Origin of the sequence: Polaromonas sp. DSP2-3-2b2 (assembly GCF_049895905.1) — a bacterium.
Classification (GTDB): Bacteria; Pseudomonadota; Gammaproteobacteria; order Burkholderiales; family Burkholderiaceae_C; genus Polaromonas.
On sequence record NZ_JAFCTH010000008.1, the window covers coordinates 85,784 to 102,445 of the forward strand.

At 58.8% G+C, this 16,662-nt stretch carries 16 protein-coding genes; 2 read left to right on the plus strand and 14 right to left on the minus strand.

What is annotated here, in order from left to right:
* From ispG to ACP7AD_RS09215, 8 genes are all read right to left on the minus strand, one after another.
* Window positions 1–1,275 (minus strand): flavodoxin-dependent (E)-4-hydroxy-3-methylbut-2-enyl-diphosphate synthase, encoded by a 1,275-nt coding sequence (gene ispG / locus ACP7AD_RS09180; protein ID WP_426146205.1) that lies wholly within the window; start codon window positions 1,273–1,275, stop codon window positions 1–3.
* Window positions 1,275–2,198: a helix-turn-helix domain-containing protein gene (locus ACP7AD_RS09185; RefSeq protein ID WP_426146203.1), complete on the minus strand. Its 924-nt coding sequence runs from the start codon at window positions 2,196–2,198 to the stop codon at window positions 1,275–1,277. Before ACP7AD_RS09185 ends, ispG begins: the two co-directional genes overlap by 1 nt.
* Complete coding sequence (gene pilW / locus ACP7AD_RS09190; protein ID WP_426146201.1) at window positions 2,191–3,000, minus strand: type IV pilus biogenesis/stability protein PilW; 810 nt, start codon at window positions 2,998–3,000, stop codon at window positions 2,191–2,193. The genes ACP7AD_RS09185 and pilW overlap by 8 nt, the downstream gene beginning before the upstream one ends.
* On the minus strand, window positions 2,997–4,145 hold the full coding sequence (gene rlmN / locus ACP7AD_RS09195; RefSeq protein WP_426146200.1) for a 23S rRNA (adenine(2503)-C(2))-methyltransferase RlmN: 1,149 nt from the start codon (window positions 4,143–4,145) through the stop codon (window positions 2,997–2,999). The genes pilW and rlmN overlap by 4 nt, the downstream gene beginning before the upstream one ends.
* A gap of 83 nt (window positions 4,146–4,228) precedes the next feature.
* Entirely contained in the window at window positions 4,229–4,654 is a 426-nt protein-coding gene (gene ndk / locus ACP7AD_RS09200) for a nucleoside-diphosphate kinase (protein ID WP_029524748.1), read from the minus strand.
* Between the two features lie 133 nt (window positions 4,655–4,787).
* On the minus strand, window positions 4,788–6,374 hold the full coding sequence (locus ACP7AD_RS09205) for a pseudouridine synthase (protein WP_426146198.1): 1,587 nt from the start codon (window positions 6,372–6,374) through the stop codon (window positions 4,788–4,790).
* A 38-nt stretch (window positions 6,375–6,412) separates the two neighbouring features.
* The gene (scpB, locus tag ACP7AD_RS09210) at window positions 6,413–7,078 is read right to left on the minus strand and encodes an SMC-Scp complex subunit ScpB (protein ID WP_426146196.1); all 666 of its coding nucleotides are present in this window, start codon (window positions 7,076–7,078) and stop codon (window positions 6,413–6,415) included.
* A 114-nt stretch (window positions 7,079–7,192) separates the two neighbouring features.
* Complete coding sequence (locus ACP7AD_RS09215; protein WP_426146194.1) at window positions 7,193–8,227, minus strand: RluA family pseudouridine synthase; 1,035 nt, start codon at window positions 8,225–8,227, stop codon at window positions 7,193–7,195.
* 17 nt (window positions 8,228–8,244) lie between these two features.
* Between ACP7AD_RS09215 and ACP7AD_RS09220 the strand changes: the two genes are divergently transcribed.
* On the plus strand, window positions 8,245–9,069 hold the full coding sequence (locus ACP7AD_RS09220; RefSeq protein WP_426146193.1) for an outer membrane protein assembly factor BamD: 825 nt from the start codon (window positions 8,245–8,247) through the stop codon (window positions 9,067–9,069).
* Here ACP7AD_RS09220 and ACP7AD_RS09225 read toward each other — a convergent pair.
* Together ACP7AD_RS09225 and ACP7AD_RS09230 are read right to left on the minus strand one after the other, a co-directional pair.
* Entirely contained in the window at window positions 9,032–11,038 is a 2,007-nt protein-coding gene (locus ACP7AD_RS09225; protein WP_426146191.1) for an ATP-dependent DNA helicase, read from the minus strand. The two genes, ACP7AD_RS09220 and ACP7AD_RS09225, sit on opposite strands and share 38 nt — an antisense overlap.
* Window positions 11,038–11,241 (minus strand): YdcH family protein, encoded by a 204-nt coding sequence (locus tag ACP7AD_RS09230; RefSeq protein ID WP_426146337.1) that lies wholly within the window; start codon window positions 11,239–11,241, stop codon window positions 11,038–11,040. Before ACP7AD_RS09230 ends, ACP7AD_RS09225 begins: the two co-directional genes overlap by 1 nt.
* 88 nt (window positions 11,242–11,329) lie before the next feature.
* Here ACP7AD_RS09230 and ACP7AD_RS09235 point away from each other — a divergent pair, with 88 nt between their 5' ends.
* Window positions 11,330–12,088, plus strand: coding sequence for a PP2C family protein-serine/threonine phosphatase (locus ACP7AD_RS09235; RefSeq protein ID WP_426146189.1), 759 nt, complete (start codon window positions 11,330–11,332; stop codon window positions 12,086–12,088).
* Between the two features lie 10 nt (window positions 12,089–12,098).
* On the opposite strand, the gene ACP7AD_RS09240 is transcribed toward ACP7AD_RS09235, so the two are convergent.
* The 4 genes from ACP7AD_RS09240 to odhB all read right to left on the minus strand — a co-directional run bounded on the left by ACP7AD_RS09240 (window position 12,099) and on the right by odhB (window position 16,621).
* Window positions 12,099–12,746: a hypothetical protein gene (locus ACP7AD_RS09240; protein ID WP_426146188.1), complete on the minus strand. Its 648-nt coding sequence runs from the start codon at window positions 12,744–12,746 to the stop codon at window positions 12,099–12,101.
* On the minus strand, window positions 12,743–13,846 hold the full coding sequence (zapE, locus tag ACP7AD_RS09245; protein WP_426146186.1) for a cell division protein ZapE: 1,104 nt from the start codon (window positions 13,844–13,846) through the stop codon (window positions 12,743–12,745). The genes ACP7AD_RS09240 and zapE overlap by 4 nt, the downstream gene beginning before the upstream one ends.
* Before the next feature lie 12 nt (window positions 13,847–13,858).
* Window positions 13,859–15,286, minus strand: a complete 1,428-nt coding sequence (lpdA, locus tag ACP7AD_RS09250) for a dihydrolipoyl dehydrogenase (protein WP_426146184.1) — start codon at window positions 15,284–15,286, stop codon at window positions 13,859–13,861.
* Window positions 15,287–15,355: 69 nt separating this feature from the next.
* On the minus strand, window positions 15,356–16,621 hold the full coding sequence (gene odhB / locus ACP7AD_RS09255) for a 2-oxoglutarate dehydrogenase complex dihydrolipoyllysine-residue succinyltransferase (protein WP_426146182.1): 1,266 nt from the start codon (window positions 16,619–16,621) through the stop codon (window positions 15,356–15,358).
* Window positions 16,622–16,662: the final 41 nt, after the last annotated feature.

Below are 16,662 nucleotides of genomic sequence, written 5' to 3' on the forward strand. Positions count from 1 at the left end.
TCAGGAAGCCTGGGCCGGCGCAGGCGAGCCAAAGCGTTTTTCAATATAGTTTTCAACGATCACCTGAAACTCCTGCGCAATGCTGTCGCCGCGCAGGGTCAGTCTTTTTTCGCCATCGATGAACACCGGCGCAGCCGGCGCTTCGCCCGATCCGGGCAGGCTGATGCCGATGTCGGCGTGCTTGCTTTCACCGGGTCCGTTGACGATGCAGCCCATCACGGCCACCCGCAGGCTTTCCACGCCCGGGTACTGCTCGCGCCAGACTGGCATCTGGGCGCGCAGGAAGTCGTCGATCTGCTTGGCCAGTTCCTGGAACGTGGTGCTGGTGGTGCGCCCGCAACCGGGGCAGGCCGTTACGCTGGGCACAAAGGTCCGCAAGCCCAGCGCCTGCAAAATTTCGGCGGCAATGACCACTTCCTGGGTTCGCGCCTCGCCGGGCTGGGGCGTCAGGGAAACGCGAATCGTGTCGCCAATGCCTTCCTGCAGCAAGATAGCGAGCGCCGTTGTCGAAGCGACCGTGCCCTTGGTTCCCATGCCAGCTTCGGTCAGTCCAAGGTGAAGGGTGTGATCGGTGCGCCGGGCCAGTTCCCGGTACACCGACACCAAATCCTGGACACCGCTCACCTTGCACGACAGGATAATCTGGTCGCGCCGCATGCCCATGTCTTCGGCACGCCTGGCCGAATCGATGGCCGAGGTGATCAGCGCCTCATACATCACCTGTCGGGCATCCCAGGGCGTGCTGCGCAAGCTGTTCTCATCCATCAGGCTGGCGAGCAGTTCCTGGTCAAGGCTGCCCCAGTTCACGCCGATGCGGATGACCTTGTCCCAGCGCATGGCTGCTTCGATCATCTGGCCGAACTGGGTATCGCGCTTGTTGCCCTTGCCGACGTTTCCCGGATTGATCCGGTACTTGGACAGCGCCTGCGCACAGGCCGGGTAATCGGTCAGCAGGCGGTGGCCGTTGAAATGGAAGTCGCCAACCAAGGGAACATCGACACCCATGCGGTCGAGTTGCTGGCGCACATAGGGAACCGCGGCGGCAGCTTCAGGCGTGTTGACCGTGATGCGAACCATTTCGGACCCGGCCAGGGCCAGTTCCTTGACCTGGATGGCCGTGCCAATCGCGTCCACGGTGTCGGTGTTGGTCATGGACTGGATACGCACCGGCGCGTCACCGCCAACGGTCACCACGCGCGAACCCCAGACGACCCGGGACTGGATGGAATGATGCGGTTTTGGAAAAGCAGACGCGATGGGAAGGCAGGTTTGCACTATTTCACCTCGAAACGGGCAATGTTGTTCTTGGTGACGCTGGCGAGATCAAACGCCTGACCACGCACCCGAACCTGTAGGACGTTGGCACGGCTCGCCACCACGGCCAGCGGCAGCACGCCCGACAGGCTGACAGACTCGCCGGTGCGAAGCGTGCGGTCTAAAAGCACCTGGCCGCTGGCATCAGTCACCTTTATTTTTGATGCGCTGTTTGCGCTGAAGTTCACCGTGGGTTCAGCAGGGGCACCGTTGGCGCTTTCTGAAGCAGTTGCGAGCGGCAAAGCCGCCGCCTCTGTGATCGCTGTCGGGACATCGGTAGGCGTCAGCGTGGTGGAAGACGCGCCAGGAACATCGCTGCCCTGAGATGTCGGGGTGATCACGGTCGTCGTCGCAGAGCCAGATTCCAGCGCCTGGCCCGGGACAGTTTCAAGCTGGCCTGCTTGCCGGTAGCTGGCAATTTCCTTTTGAATGGACGGCAAGAACATCAGCACGAGTGCACCTAGCAGCAAAGCCAGGCCCAGCAGAACGGCTGGCCGCGAAATATGCACCCAAAAAGGTATCGCATTCCGGCTGCCGCTACGCCCGCGAAACGGCGCGTTGATTCCCCGGTTCTGTGACGTTACCTTGAACGCGGCTATCGCGGGCAACCGATGCAGCACGGGGGCCGGATCGAGCTTGAGGATGCGGCACATGCTGGAGGCCAGCGCCCGCGCAAACACCGGATCGGCCAGCGATTCGGGCTGGTCCTGTTCAAGCGCTTGCAGCTTGTGAACCGGAACCTTCAGCAGCGCGGCCAGCGTGGCAATGTCCAGGCCCTGCGACTGCCGGGCGGTGCGAAGCAAGGCACCGGCGGTGTCCTGCTGGCCCGCCGCTTCACGATTTATCACAATACCAGACGCCAGCACCGCTTCATCCTTACTCATTGAACAGGCCCTTTTCATACGCTGCGGCCTCGGGGGACTGCGCAAAGCGTTTCTTCAACTGACTGGCGAGTTGCACCATCGCCTCCTGATTGTTGAGCTTTTGCTCCGTCTTGATGCCCAGCCAGAGCGTCTGGGCGTTGGCCAGTTCGCTGTTGTTCAGGCGGCGGATGTAAAACTGGGCGCGCGTCAGATCACCACGCGCATACAACAGCTTGGACAGGTTGTAGCCGGTCACCGGATTGCCCGCATCAAGCTCGTAGGAGTGCATGAGGCTTTGCTCAGCCTCGCTTAACTGTCCGGCGTTCACCTGGCACACACCCAGAGCCATCAGGGTCTTGGCTTTGCCCGTGTAGGTGGGATTGGCGGCGGCCTGGGCGAACAGCTTGAATGATTCAGGGTAGCGCGCCTGCTGGCACAACAGCCAGCCGTAGTTGTGGGCAACGCCGGCATCACGCGCGTTGAGGGCAAGCGCACGGCGAAAACTGTCTTCCGCGAGCGGAATGTCGTTGAGCCGCATGTAGACCAGCCCGCGCAGGTTGTAGGCATCGACAAAATTCGGATCGGTAGCCAGCGATTGCTTGATTTCATCCAGGGCCACCTTGGTCTGGCCCTGTTCAAAATAACCGGTGGCCAATTCGACGCGCAGGCGTGCCCGGCGGCGCTGGTCTGTTTCATCGGAATCGGTGATCAGGTCAGTCCGGTTGCCCAGCCCGTCTATTGCGCCGGGCTGACTGGAACAGCCGCCCAGCAGCACGGCCATCCAGCAGGCGAAAACCCAGGCAGGACGTGGGATGTTCTTCATACCGCGTCCTTGTTGAGTACCACCACCTTGATGCCGCCCAACATGCCCAGGCGCTGTGCTGCCATGCGCTGGTCCACGCCGGTGCGGTCCTGCACGTCGCCCGCCAATTGGCCGCAGGCCGCATCGATGTCGTCGCCGCGCGTTTTACGCACGGTGGTAACGATGCCGGCATCCATCAGGATTCGAGCAAATGCCATGACCTGCGGCATTTGCGAGCGCACCAGGCCGGAAGCTGGAAAAGGGTTGAAGGGAATCAGGTTGAACTTGCACGACAGGCCGTTGGCCGCGTGGGTTTTCATCAATGCCACCAGCTGGCGAGCGTGCTCAGGCTGGTCGTTAACGCCGTCGAGCATGCAGTATTCAAACGTGATGAAGTCGCGAGGCGCTGCCGACTGGTAGCGCGTGCAGGCTTCCAGCAGTTCGGCAATCGGATATTTCTTGTTCAGCGGAACCAGGTCGCTGCGCAGCGCATCCTGCGGCGCGTGGAGCGAAACGGCAAGAGCGACCGGGCAATCCTTGGCCAGGCGGTCGATCATTGGTACGACGCCGGAGGTTGACACCGTGACCCGACGGCGCGACAAACCATAACCATGGTCATCGAGCATGACCTTGAGCGCCGGCAGCAACTGAGAATAATTCTGCAAGGGCTCGCCCATGCCCATCATCACCACATTGGAAATGACACGTTCGTCGCGGCCCAAGTGCTTGCGCAGGAAGTGCTCGGCGAACCAAAGCTGCGAAATGATTTCGCCGGTCGTCAGGTTGCGGCTGAAGCCTTGGTGGCCGGTCGAGCAAAACCGGCAACCCACAGCGCATCCGGCCTGAGATGAAATACACAGCGTTCCACGGTCGGATTCAGGGATAAAAACTGTTTCGATGACATCGCCTGCGCCCACGTCAAACAGCCACTTGATGGTGCCGTCGGTTGACTCGTAGCGGGACACCACCTTAAGGCCGGTGATATTGGCCGAGACCGCCAGCTTTTCGCGCAGCGCTTTGGCCAGATCGGTCATCTGCTCAAAATCGGTCGCACCCTTCTGGTGAATCCAGCGAAACAGTTGGGTCGCGCGAAAGCGCTTCTGGCCCAGCTGTTCGCAAAACGCTGCCATGCCCTCCAGATCGAAATCAAGAAGATTGGTTGTCATCGCAGGCAGCGATGCAATAGGTCGCCCCACACAAGCGGCGACCCCGTCAAAGGGCGGCAAAGCATGAGGACGGTACGCACTGATTAACGCGAGTAAACGTTCAGACCGGCAAAGAAGAAAGCGATTTCTTCCTTGGCGGTTTCGACAGCGTCGGAACCATGGACGGCATTGGCATCGATGCTGTCGGCGAAGTCGGCGCGGATGGTGCCGGCGTCAGCCTTCTTCGGGTCGGTCGCACCCATCAAGTCACGGTTCTTCAGCACGGCGCCTTCGCCTTCGAGCGCCTGGATCATCACCGGGCCGGAGATCATGAAAGAGACCAGGTCCTTGAAGAAAGGACGGGCCTTGTGCACGCCGTAAAAAGCTTCGGCTTCGGCTTGCGACAGATGAACCATTTTGGCGGCGACGACTTTCAGGCCGGCGGCTTCGAAGCGTGCATAGATTTGGCCGATCACGTTCTTGGCGACGGCGTCAGGCTTGATGATGGAGAGTGTGCGTTCGATAGCCATGGGTTTTCCTAAGAGATGTTGGAGTTATTGGGTTTTTTAAATTATTCAAGGACTGAATAAAGCCTGTGATTTTAACCCGCTGGTTTGCTCCTTCCAGAGCAACCCTGCGAAATGGAAAGCTAACGGCAAAGGGCTAGCGGTTTCCGCCCCGGCTGCCACCGCCGCGATTACCGCCCGTATTGCCGCCATTGCGACGCGGTCCCCCGCTGCTGCCACCACCAAAGCCGCCGGCATTGCCGCCGCTGCCCCGGCGCTGGCCCTGGTCTTGCCGCTGCCGGGTGAAGGTGTCGGCGCCAATATAGCCAAATGAGGTCTTCATGGGATCAGGCTGGGCGCCTCCAGCCGGTTTATCGCTGCGAGTACCCCGGTCGTCGCGACGCTTCTGGCCTTGCGGCCCGCCCGCGCCGGGAGGTCCAAAGCGCGTCGCCGGACCAGCATTGCCGCCCTGGCTGCGGCCTCTGGCGCCGCCAGCGCCAGGATTGGCGCCACGCCGGTTGCCTCGCTGCGCCGCGTCGTTGCGGTTCATCGGCGGCTGCGAATCATCGAGCGGCTGGACGATGCCGGTTTGGCCTGCGCCAGCATTGGGGCGCCGGCCGCCGGTATTGCGTGGAAGGTCGTTCCTGCGCGGATCGCGGCGCTGCGGGGCTCCGCCCTCAGCGTCGGGCTGGCCCGGAACGGCAGCGTCGCCACGCGGGTCAGGCCGCGATTCTGACCGGCTGACCGCGCTGGTCAATGCATAGATGTCGTTTTCGTCGAGTTCGACAAACGCACCCCGCTTCAGTCCGCGCGGCAGCACCATGGCGCCATAACGGATACGGATCAGGCGGCTCACCGCGTGGCCCACGGCTTCAAACATGCGGCGCACCTCGCGGTTGCGGCCTTCGGAAATCGTCACCCGGTACCAGCAATTGGCGCCTTCTCCGCCACCGGCTTCTATCGAGCCAAACTGCGCCACGCCATCGTCCAGCGTTACGCCGTCGAGCAAGCGCTTTTTTTCTTCGTTGTTCAGCGCACCGAGCACCCGGACGGCGTATTCACGTTCCAGGCCGAAGCGCGGATGCATCAGCTTGTTGGCCAGTTCGCCGGAGCTAGTCAGAAGCAACAGGCCTTCGGTGTTCAGGTCGAGCCGTCCGACGGATTGCCATTTGCCCTGAAACAGCTTGGGCAGGCGCCGGAACACGGTCGGGCGGTTTTGCGGGTCATCGTGCGTCACCACTTCGCCGGCAGGCTTGTGGTAGGCAATGACACGCGGCGGCGGTGGCTCGATCTGCACGCGGATGGGCTTGCCATTGACCTTGACGGTGTCGCCAAACTGGATGCGCTGGCCGATATGCGCCGGCTCGGCATTGACGGAAATCCGCCCTTCCAGAATCAATTGCTCCATCTCCAGACGCGAGCCCAGTCCGGCCTGGGCCAGTACCTTGTGCAGCTTGGGCGTTTCCGGCTGAGGCAGCAGAACCCGCTTGGGCAGGTCGAGCGCGGTATCGTCTTCGTCGGCATCGAACTGGCCGGTGATCACGTCTTCGAAGCGAATGGTTGCCGGCAGCGGTTTGGCGCCATGTCGCCGCGCACCGGCCGGTGGTGACATCGCCCGGCCATTTTCTTCAATTGCTATTGATTCAGGAGCTGCTTGCGCTTGCTGGTCGTGCGCTAGAGCACTATTTGAATCATTTTCTGGCATGGGCGATGGCTTGCTGGCCGGATTGTCGTTTGAGTTCATGCTTTTACATTCGTTCCTGTGGATAGCGGGCAGACGGATTACTGCGGATCAGGTGGAGAACTTTTACCGGCATCCGGCGCCAAGTCCTCGGTATAGGTCGAAATTTTCAATTCTGGCGGGCTCAAGGGCAAAAAACTGCCAGGCACTTCTTCCATGCCCAACTCGAACTGTTCAAGCTTTGCAATTTGCGCCGGCGTATCGTTCATCGACGGCAGCCCGGCCAGGGATTCAACGCTTAAGTCATCAAGAAACTGGCGGGTCGTCGCATACAGCGCCGGGCGCCCAACTGTCTCGCGGTGACCGATGACCTCAACCCAGCCTCGATCCTCAAGTTGCCTGAGCAGCAGGCTGTTGATCGTCACGCCGCGAATATCTTCCATGTCGCCCCGCGTGACCGGTTGCCGATAGGCAATGATGGCCAAAGTTTCCAGCGTCGCCCGGCTATAGCGGGGCGGTTTTTCAGGGGTTAGCCGGTCCAGGTACTCACGCATTTCCGGCCGGCTTTGAAAGCGCCATCCACTGGCCACACGCACCAGTTCAACACCCCGGCCCGACCACTCGGCCTGTAACTCTCCAAGTGCCAGTTTTATGCTGTCCGCCGCAACATCCCCTTGAAACAAAACCCCAAGCTCGCGCAACGTCAGGGGTTGCTGTGCGCAAATAAGGGCTGTTTCGAGGATGCGCCTGGCATCCGTCGTATTCATGATTGGTCGTTCCGAAATAAACGGGAGGAAAGCGGATTAAGGCGCTTTTGTCAGCGCATCGCGTTCATGCGGGCTCTACCTGGATCAGGAAGCCATATTGCCGGTAGCAGAAAACTACAGGGAATGATTGTATCTTAGGCCCAAAGCATCCATTGCAGACAGCAGGTCGGACGGCGGTGGCGACTTGAATTCCATCGGTTCGCCTGTTGCCGGATGGGCAAATGCCAGCCGGCAGGCATGCAGCGCCTGGCGCGCCATGTCGCCTGCAAGGGCGCCGCCGTACAACGCATCCGACACCAGCGGATGGGCCAGAAATGCCATGTGAACGCGAATCTGGTGGGTGCGGCCGGTATGCAGCCGGCACTTGACCAGGCAATGCTTTTCGGCGTTGCCCATCAGGGAAACCACCGTGGAAGCCGTCTTGCCCGAATTTTTCTCCAGGTCAACCACCGCCATGCGCAGCCGGTTTCGCGGGTCGCGGCCGATGGGTGCCTCGACCTGGCGGGTTTTTGCGCCTTCCCACGCGCCATGCGCCAGCGCGATGTATTCCCGGCTCACTGTGCGGGCGGCAATCATGCCCACCAGCTGGTCCATGGTCTGACGCTGGCGCGCCACCACCATCAGGCCGCTGGTGTCCTTGTCGAGCCGATGCACAATGCCGGCGCGCGGCATGAAGGAAGCCTGGGGATCGTGGGCAAGCAAGCCGTTGAGCAAGGTGCCGCTCCAGTTGCCGGGGGCCGGATGGACCACCAGGCCGGCTGGTTTATTGATCACCAAGAGGTGAGCGTCCTCATACACAATCTCGAGCGCCATGGCTTCAGGCTTGAAAGCCTGGCTCTGGGGCGTGGGCCGCAACTCGATTGACAATTCATCGCCGGCCTTCACCTTCGCAGAGGTCTTGACGGTTTTAATGCCTTTGACCGTTACGCCGCCGGCTTCAATCAATTGCTGAAGGTAGTTGCGTGAAAACTCCGGCACCAGTCCGGCCAGGGCTTTGTCGAGCCGGCTGCCGTGGCTCTCAACCGGGACGCTGACATGGCGCAATTCCATTTCTGCAGCGGCGTATCCCTCGTCCTGGGCATCGTCGTCGGGCGATTTGGCATCAACGCTGCCCGATATAATAAATTTTCTCAGTTCTGAATCAGTCATCAAGAAGGTCGATTGCTATGTTTTTTGCCAAATTGTCGGATTTCCCGAAAGCATCGCCGCTTGTGGCAATCGTTTGCGCAGGCTTGTTTGTGTTGTCGGGTTGCTCAACCACACCGGCGCCCGACAAGACTGCAACCTGGAGTCCGAACAAGATTTACGCCGAAGCCAAGGACGAAGCCAGTTCAGGCGCCTACGACAAGGCCATTCCGCTTTACGAAAAGCTCGAAGGCCGCGCGGCTGGAACGCCGCTGGCGCAGCAGGCGCAACTCGACAAGGCCTATGCCCAGTATAAAGGCGGAGAGCAAGCCCAGGCCCTGGCCACGCTGAACCGGTTCATCAAACTTCACCCCGCCAGCCCGGCCATGGACTACGCGCTATACCTGAAAGGGCTGGTGAACTTCAATGACAACCTGGGCCTTTTCGGATTCATCTCGCGTCAGGACCTGTCCGAGCGTGACCAGAATGCGGCAAAGGAATCGTTCGAGTCGTTCAAGGAACTGGTCGCCCGGTTTCCCGATTCGCGCTATGCGCCTGATTCACGCCTGCGTATGAATTACATTGTCAATTCGCTGGCGCAGTCGGAAGTCCATGTTGCGCGCTACTACTACTCACGCGGCGCCTATGTCGCCGCCATCAACCGCGCGCAAAGCGCCATCGCCGACTACCGCGACGTTCCGGCGCTCGAAGAAGCCACCTTCATTCTCTACAAATCCTACGATGCCCTTGGCATGACTGAGTTGCGTGACGACATGCGCCGCATCCTGGAAAAAAGCTATCCCCAAAGCCAGTACATGAGCAAAGGCTTCAGGACGGCGGAGAACCCGTGGTACAAGTTCTGGTGAGACTCGCCAGCCTGTCCATCAGCGCCTGTTCCGATGGCAGTCTTTGCATCGGTGGCAGCGCTCTGACCAGGCGGCGTCCATAACCCATCGAAACCAGCCGGCTGTCGCAAACCACCAGCACACCTTGATCCGTCTCCCTGCGTATCAGGCGACCGGCCCCCTGCTTGAGCGCGACAGCAGCTTCGGGCAGGAAGTAATCGGTAAAGGCACTGCGCCCTTGCGACTCCAGCATCTTTGCCCGGGCCTCGGCCAAAGGGTCATTGGGCGGCGGGAAAGGGAGCTTGTCGATGATGACAAGTTGCAGTGCATCGCCGGGAACGTCAATGCCCTCCCAGAATGATGCTGATGCCACCAGGACGCAGCCTTTCCCGCCGAGCGAATCGCCTTCGCGAAAACGCTCGATCAGCGCACGTTTCGGCATGCTGCCCTGCATCAGCACCAGCGGGTCTTCTGAATTCGTAAAAGCAGCGACCAGCGCCTCGCCAATCGTTCTCAAGGCACGCAAGGTCGTTGTCAGCACCATCGTGCGCCCGCCCAACTGGCGCGACCACATCGCCACGGATTCAGCAACCTTGACAGGATGCGCTGGATCGCCAGGCTTGGGAAAGCTGGGCGGAACATAGAGCGCGGCCTGGCGCTGGTAGTCGAATGGACTTCCAATCCGCAGTACGCTGGCATCCTCTAGCCCGCAAGGTTGCGTAAACCAGCTGAGTTTTTCGTCATCGCCCAGCGTTGCGGAGGTAAATATCCAAGTCTTGACGCCTTCTCCCGGCGTACCCAGCATTTTGCCTTTCACAGCTGCAGAAATATCGAGTGGCGACTCGACCAGGCGTAACTGCGTACCCACGTCGATCCAGCGTACAAAGCCGGCCTGGCAGGCATTGGAAAAGCTTTCGGCCCGCTCCGCCAGTTGGGCTGCACGCTCATGAAGACGGACAAAATCCGGCGCGATCTCGCTGACCGTGTCAAGTGCTGCGCACGCTTGGAGGCATGCGGCGTGGACAGACTCCAGGGCTTGCTGCCAATCGCTTGCGGGCAAACCGTCCGGAACCAAATCAGTCCATCGAAGCTTGGTACCGGGATAGTGCTTTCCGGCACAAAGGCGCAATTCCCTGGCTGCCTGTTCGGTGGCAGCAACCACTTCCTGCCAGTCAACCAGCCCGCGCGCCAGTTGCAGGCCGGCTGCCAGCATATCCCGGGAAAAATCGAGCAGTTGGCCAGTGCTCAGGTTGTTTCCCAGAAACTGCACGCCCGTTTCATTCAACTGGTGCGCTTCATCAAAAATGGCAATCCGCACCGAGGGGAGCAACTCAGCCACGCCTGATTCGCGAACTGCCAGATCGGCAAAAAACAGATGATGGTTGATGACAACGACGTTCGCCGCCATGGCTTCCCTGCGGGCAAGATTGACATGGCAGGCACGAAAACGTGGGCACTGCGAACCGAGGCAATTATCCCGCGTAGAAGTGATCAGGGGAATCATGGATGAACGCTCGTCGAGGCCGGGAAGTTCCGCCAGATCGCCTGTTCGCGTGACCTGCGACCACTCCTCCACCCTGGCAAGCGAGCGCATCGATACGCCCTCAGGCAAAAAATGCTCCTGTCTGGCCAATTCCATTCGATGAAGGCAGAGGTAGCTGCTCCGGCCTTTGAGCAGCGCAGTCTTCACTGGCAATTCAAGCGCTTCAACCAGACGAGGCAAATCGCGTCCAAACAGTTGATCCTGCAAGGCCTTGGTTGCAGTGGACAAAAGTATCCGCTCGCCGCTGAGCAGGGCCGGCACCAGATACGAAAAAGTCTTGCCAACGCCTGTGCTGGCCTCCACGACGAGCGGAAACCCGCCCTCGATGGCCTGCGAAACTGCCAATGCCATCTCTTTCTGGCCGCTGCGGGAAACAAAATGCTCCGTTGTCCGCGACAAGACGCCTCCAGGCAAAAAGGCCTGATCCACTTCGGATGCAAGACTCATCAGGCAGGCTCGGGAGGAGTCAATGAAGCTTCCAGCCGTGAGATACGGTCCCGAAGCTGAAGTCGGCGTTTTTTCAGTCGCTTCATCAGCAATTCGTCGATGTGCGGAGCATGCACGGCCTTGTCTACAAGTGCGTTCAGGTCTGCGTGTTCGATTTTGAGCTGTATTAGCAGTCGGTGGGGAGAGGAATGATTTAGGATCAATGGGTTTTTCCGTTTACGCAGCTTGATAATACGTCGATTGCCGCTGTTAATAGAAACAACGAGAAACAGCGAAACTGCCAATTTCACAATGACCAAAAGTTACCGCATCACAGCCTCCACGGGTATCCACAAGGGAGACCGTGACTACCAGCAGGACCAGGTCAGCTTGCTGAGCCATCACCGCATTCCCGAATGTATTTTGGGCATCGTTGCCGACGGAATGGGCGGTCGGAGCGGCGGACGCAAAGCATCTGACCAAGTGATGCTGACGGCAAAGCAGCTTTTTGACCGCTATTCACCCGACACGGACGACGGCCCATCGATGCTCAGGCAGATTGTCGAGGAAGCCCATATCGTCATCAAGCTGACAGCGATTTCTTCTGAACAGGAGCCCCACAGCACGCTGGCGGCATTCCTCATTAATCCGAGTGGCGAATGCCATTGGGTCCACACCGGGGATTCGCGGATTTACCACTTCCATGGCAGCAAACTGGTCTACAAAACGGTGGACCATTCCTATGTTCAAACGCTGGTGGACAAGGGCGAGATCAGTGAAGAAGAAGCCAACAATCACCCTCAGTCAAATATCCTCATGGGTTGCCTGGGGGCGGAAGAAGCACCACCCATTGCCCAGCATTACATTCCAAAACTCCAGCCTAATGACGTGTTGATGGCTTGCAGCGATGGCGTCTGGCATTACTTCAATACCAGTGAAATGGGGTCTGCACTGTCAATGCTGTCGCCGCGCGAAGGAACTGAATTCCTGATTCAAAAAGCATGCAAGCGCGCACGGGGCGTTGGCGACAATCTGTCGCTGGTGATTGTTAAGTTTGAGTCGCTGGATTAGGCCGCCTCTGCTACTGAGGCAAGGGTAACGGTTTCGAAGCAGGTCCGACACGATTTGCCCGATCAGATTCGTGCCGGGCTCGACGCTCCTGTGCTTGAATCTGATGCTCCTTGAATTTTTTTCCTTCTTCCACTGCGTTGGCCTGTTTCTCGGCGCGCGCCTGTATTTTTTTCTCGTGATTTTCAAGTCGGGTAGCGTTTGCGTCGCGGGCCGCCGCTTCATTCGCAACATTGGCACTACGTCGCTGCACGTTTTCATGGCCACGCTCTTGCCGACTTCGAAAATCTTCAACCGCCTTGATCCGACGGTCGCTGTCCTGCTGCATGCTTTCAGGAGATGACTTCTCTTGGCTCTTGCGAATCTGCTGCTCAGCCTTGCTTTTTCTCTGCTCGTCATTGAGCAGGATTTCCTGTCGCCTCAAGTCTGCCATGATGGCCCTGCGCCTGGCGTTGACGTTCTCAAGGCAGTTGTTTACAGCAAACTTTTTGTAGCAGGCAGCATCTTCGCTTAAGAAACCGGCTTCCAGACTGCCCCGCTCGGCGGCAATGGCGGATCTCTGCGCGTCGATATCGGCAGTTGGCACATTCACGGGACCGGTTTGCGATGTTGCAAAACCGCCAAGCGAAAACAGCAAAAATGCAATGGCGAAAGATTTCATGTCAACGTGGTATCCACCGTTCTGTGCTCCAGCGCCAGAAATTCCATGGACTGCATTTCATTGAGCCGCGAGACAGTCCGCGCAAACTCATGCACCAGAGGACCTTCGGTGTACAAAGCTTCAGGCGGCACAGCCGCCGAAAGGATCAGTTTCACCCGGCGGTCGTACAGCACATCCACCAGCCATGTGAAACGCCGGGCCTCCGAGGCCATCCGGAGCGGCATGCAAGGCACGTCGCTGACCAAAACCGTATGGAACTGGGTTGCGATTTCAAGATAATCATTCTGGGAGCGCGGCCCGCCGCACAAAACCTTGAAGTCAAACCACACCACTCCGCCTGCTTTTCGCCTTGCCTGGATCTGTCTGGATTCGATCTGAAGCACCGGATTTTCATCTTGGCAGGCCGCCAGCCGGTTGAAGGTTTCAGTCATTTCAGCGTCGGCCCCGGGACCGAGCGGTGAATGATAGAGCCGGGCTTGTTCCAGCGTGCGCCGGCGATAGTCGGTGCCGTTGTCGACATTGATGACATGCATTTGCGTCTTCAACAGTTCAATGGCCGGAAGAATACGATCGCGGTGCAAGCCGTTGGGATAAAGCTTGTCAGGATGAAAATTCGATGTCGTCACGAATCCCACGCCATTGTCAAACAGGGCCACAAGCATGCGGTGAAGGATCATGGCATCGGTGATGTCGGCCACATGAAACTCGTCAAAACAGATCAGTCTGAACCGTTTCGCCATTCGCTTTCCCAAGGCATCAAGCGGATTGGGCGTGCCTTGCAAATCCAGCAATTCCCGGTGGACTTCGCGCATGAATTCATGGAAGTGAAGCCGAACTTTTCGCTTGAGTGGCACTGCATTGAAAAAGCAGTCCATTAAAAAACTTTTGCCGCGCCCCACCCCGCCGTACATGTACACACCGCGCGGGATGGGCGGGCGATTGATCAGCTTCTTCAACGCATTGGACCGCTTCCCCTTGTAGGCTGCCCACTCGGTGGCACAGCGCTCCAGCGCATCGATCGCCAGCAGCTGCGCGGGATCACTTGCGTAGCCCCGCGCAGATAATTCAGCGTCGTAAGCTGACCGAACCGGATATGACACTAGGTGATGGCCTTAGAAATTGAGTGTGCGCTTGTCAACGGCAAGCGCTGCTTCCTTCGTGGCCTCGCTCAGCGAAGGATGGGCATGGCAGATGCGGGCAATGTCTTCGCTGCTGGCGCGAAATTCCATCGCTACGACACACTCGGCAATCAATTCACTGGCCATCGGTCCGACAATGTGGACCCCCAGGATCTCGTCGCTTGCGGCATCTACCAGCATCTTGACCATGCCGGTGGTGTCGCCCAGCGCTCTCGCACGGCCGTTGGCCATGAAGGGGAACGTGCCGGACTTGTAAGCACGCCCTTCTGCCTTCAGCTGTTCCTCGGTCTGGCCAACCCATGCAATCTCGGGGCTGGTGTAGATCACCCAGGGAATGGTGTTGAAGTTGACATGGCCATGCTGACCGGCGATGCGCTCGGCGACCGCCACGCCTTCTTCTTCAGCCTTGTGCGCCAGCATCGGGCCACGCACCGCGTCACCCACCGCCCACACATTGGGCAAGTTGGTTTTGCAGTCGCCATCGACCACAATCGCGCCACGCTCGTCCAGGCTCAGGCCGACAGCTTGCGGATTCAGTCCGATGGTATTGGCAGTGCGGCCGATGGAAATGATGAGCTTGTCAACTTCCAGTGTCTGCGCTTCGCCCTTGGCATTGGCATAAGCGATGGACACGCCCGTCTTGCCATCCTTGATCTCGCCGACTTTCACCCCCAGCTCGATTTTCAGGCCTTGCTTGGTGAATGCCTTGTGCGCCTCTTTAGCGATCTGCTGATCAACGACGCCCAAAAAGGTGGGAAGTCCTTCAAGAATCGTCACGTCGGCACCCAGACGGCGCCAGACCGAACCCATTTCAAGACCAATCACGCCAGCGCCGATGACGCCCAGTTTCTGCGGAACTGCACCGATGCGCAGGGCACCGTCATTCGACAAAATGTTTATTTCATCGAAAGGCGCACCAGGCAAGGCTCGGGCATTAGAGCCGGTCGCCACAATGACGTGCTTGCCAGAGATGGTTTCTTCAGCAGCGCCTGCGACCTTGATGTCGTAGGCACCATCCTTGGCGGCAGCAAAAGAGCCGCGACCATGGAAAAAAGTCACCTTGTTCTTTTTAAACAGGTAAATGATGCCATCGTTGTTTTGCTTGACGACCGTGTCCTTGCGGCCAATCATCTTGCCAACATCGAGACCCAGACCCTTGACCTCAATGCCGTGGTCGGCAAAGTGGTGGCCCGCGTGCTCGAAATACTCCGACGATTGCAGCAGCGCTTTGGAGGGAATGCAGCCCGTGTTGGTGCAGGTTCCGCCCAGAGCGGGACCGCCCTTGGCATTTTTCCACTCGTCGATGCAGGCAACGTTAAAACCCAGCTGGGAGGCACGAATGGCCGCAATGTAGCCGCCGGGACCGCCGCCGATGACGATCACGTCAAATTGTTTGGACATGTTCTTTTCCAGTAAATAGGGGACAGAGGCGCAAAGCCACATGGCTGTGGCCTTGGGCTCCAACAAGGTTTAAATATCGAACAGCAGGCGGGCTGGGTCTTCCAGCGCCTCTTTCATGGCGACCAGACCCAGCACAGCCTCACGGCCGTCAATGATGCGGTGGTCATAGCTCATGGCGAGGTAGTTCATCGGACGAATGACGATCTGGCCGTTTTCGACAACCGCGCGGTCCTTGGTGGCATGAACGCCCAAAATGGCGGACTGCGGCGGGTTGATGATCGGCGTGGAAAGCATCGAGCCAAAAGTACCGCCATTGGAAATAGAGAAGGTGCCGCCAGTCATTTCTTCAATGCCCAGCTTGCCGTCCTTGGCTTTTTGGCCGTATTCAGCGATTTTTTTCTCGATCTCTGCAAAGCTCATCTGGTCTGCATTGCGCAGGATGGGCACGACCAAGCCACGCGGAGAACCCACTGCAATGCCAATGTCAAAGTAGCCGTGATAGACGATGTCGTTGCCATCGACCGATGCGTTGATCATCGGGAACTTCTTGAGCGCATGCACCGCAGCCTTGACAAAGAAGCTCATGAAGCCGATCTTGACGCCATGCTCCTTGCTGAAGGCGTCCTGGAACTTCTTGCGCATCTCCATCACCGGCGCCATGTTGACTTCGTTGAAGGTTGTCAAAATGGCATTGGTCGATTGCGACTGCAAAAGACGCTCGGCAATGCGGGCGCGCAGGCGGCTCATGGGAACCCGCTGCTCAGGACGGTCACCCAGGTCGGCAGCTTTCACTGGCGATGCCACTTTAGGCAAGGAAACGGTCGGTGCGCCCGTCGGTATTACGCTAGCAGCTATCGGTTTAATAGCACCTGCAGCAGTGGCACCCAAAACGTCACCCTTGGTGACACGTCCATCCTTGCCGGTTCCGGGAACACTGCCTGCAGCCAGGCTGTTGTCCGCCATCAGCTTGGCAGCGGAAGGCATGGGAACGCCCGCCATGGAGCCGCCCGTTGCAACCGGAGCCGTTGCTGCGGCCACCGATGCTGTTGTTGCGGCTGGCGCAGCAGCGGCAGGCGCCGTTGCACCGGCCTTGCCTGCGGTATCGATTCTTGCAATCACCTGATCCGACACCACCGTGCCACCATCGGCGACTGCCAGTTCGACCAGCACACCGGCTGAGGGCGCCGGTACTTCCAGGACAACCTTGTCTGTTTCAATTTCAATCAGGATTTCGTCAATTGCGATTGCGTCGCCGACCTTCTTTTTCCATTGCAGCATGGTGGCTTCGGCCACGGACTCGGACAGTTGGGGAACTTTAACTTCTACGATTGCCATTTTGATTCTTTCGAGTGTTTTCTTGTATTTCAGGAAATAAC

Bases quoted from the DNA above. Each gene is read 5' to 3' on its own strand.
- ACP7AD_RS09185 (WP_426146203.1), bottom strand. From the start codon at position 2,198: ATGAGTAAGGATGAAGCGGTGCTGGCGTCTGGTATTGTGATAAATCGT.
- pilW (WP_426146201.1), bottom strand. From the start codon at position 3,000: ATGAAGAACATCCCACGTCCTGCCTGGGTTTTCGCCTGCTGGATGGCC.
- rlmN (WP_426146200.1), bottom strand. From the start codon at position 4,145: ATGACAACCAATCTTCTTGATTTCGATCTGGAGGGCATGGCAGCGTTT.
- ndk (WP_029524748.1), bottom strand. From the start codon at position 4,654: ATGGCTATCGAACGCACACTCTCCATCATCAAGCCTGACGCCGTCGCC.
- ACP7AD_RS09205 (WP_426146198.1), bottom strand. From the start codon at position 6,374: ATGAACTCAAACGACAATCCGGCCAGCAAGCCATCGCCCATGCCAGAA.
- scpB (WP_426146196.1), bottom strand. From the start codon at position 7,078: ATGAATACGACGGATGCCAGGCGCATCCTCGAAACAGCCCTTATTTGC.
- ACP7AD_RS09215 (WP_426146194.1), bottom strand. From the start codon at position 8,227: ATGACTGATTCAGAACTGAGAAAATTTATTATATCGGGCAGCGTTGAT.
- ACP7AD_RS09220 (WP_426146193.1), top strand. From the start codon at position 8,245: ATGTTTTTTGCCAAATTGTCGGATTTCCCGAAAGCATCGCCGCTTGTG.
- ACP7AD_RS09225 (WP_426146191.1), bottom strand. From the start codon at position 11,038: ATGAGTCTTGCATCCGAAGTGGATCAGGCCTTTTTGCCTGGAGGCGTC.
- ACP7AD_RS09235 (WP_426146189.1), top strand. From the start codon at position 11,330: ATGACCAAAAGTTACCGCATCACAGCCTCCACGGGTATCCACAAGGGA.
- ACP7AD_RS09240 (WP_426146188.1), bottom strand. From the start codon at position 12,746: ATGAAATCTTTCGCCATTGCATTTTTGCTGTTTTCGCTTGGCGGTTTT.
- lpdA (WP_426146184.1), bottom strand. From the start codon at position 15,286: ATGTCCAAACAATTTGACGTGATCGTCATCGGCGGCGGTCCCGGCGGC.
- odhB (WP_426146182.1), bottom strand. From the start codon at position 16,621: ATGGCAATCGTAGAAGTTAAAGTTCCCCAACTGTCCGAGTCCGTGGCC.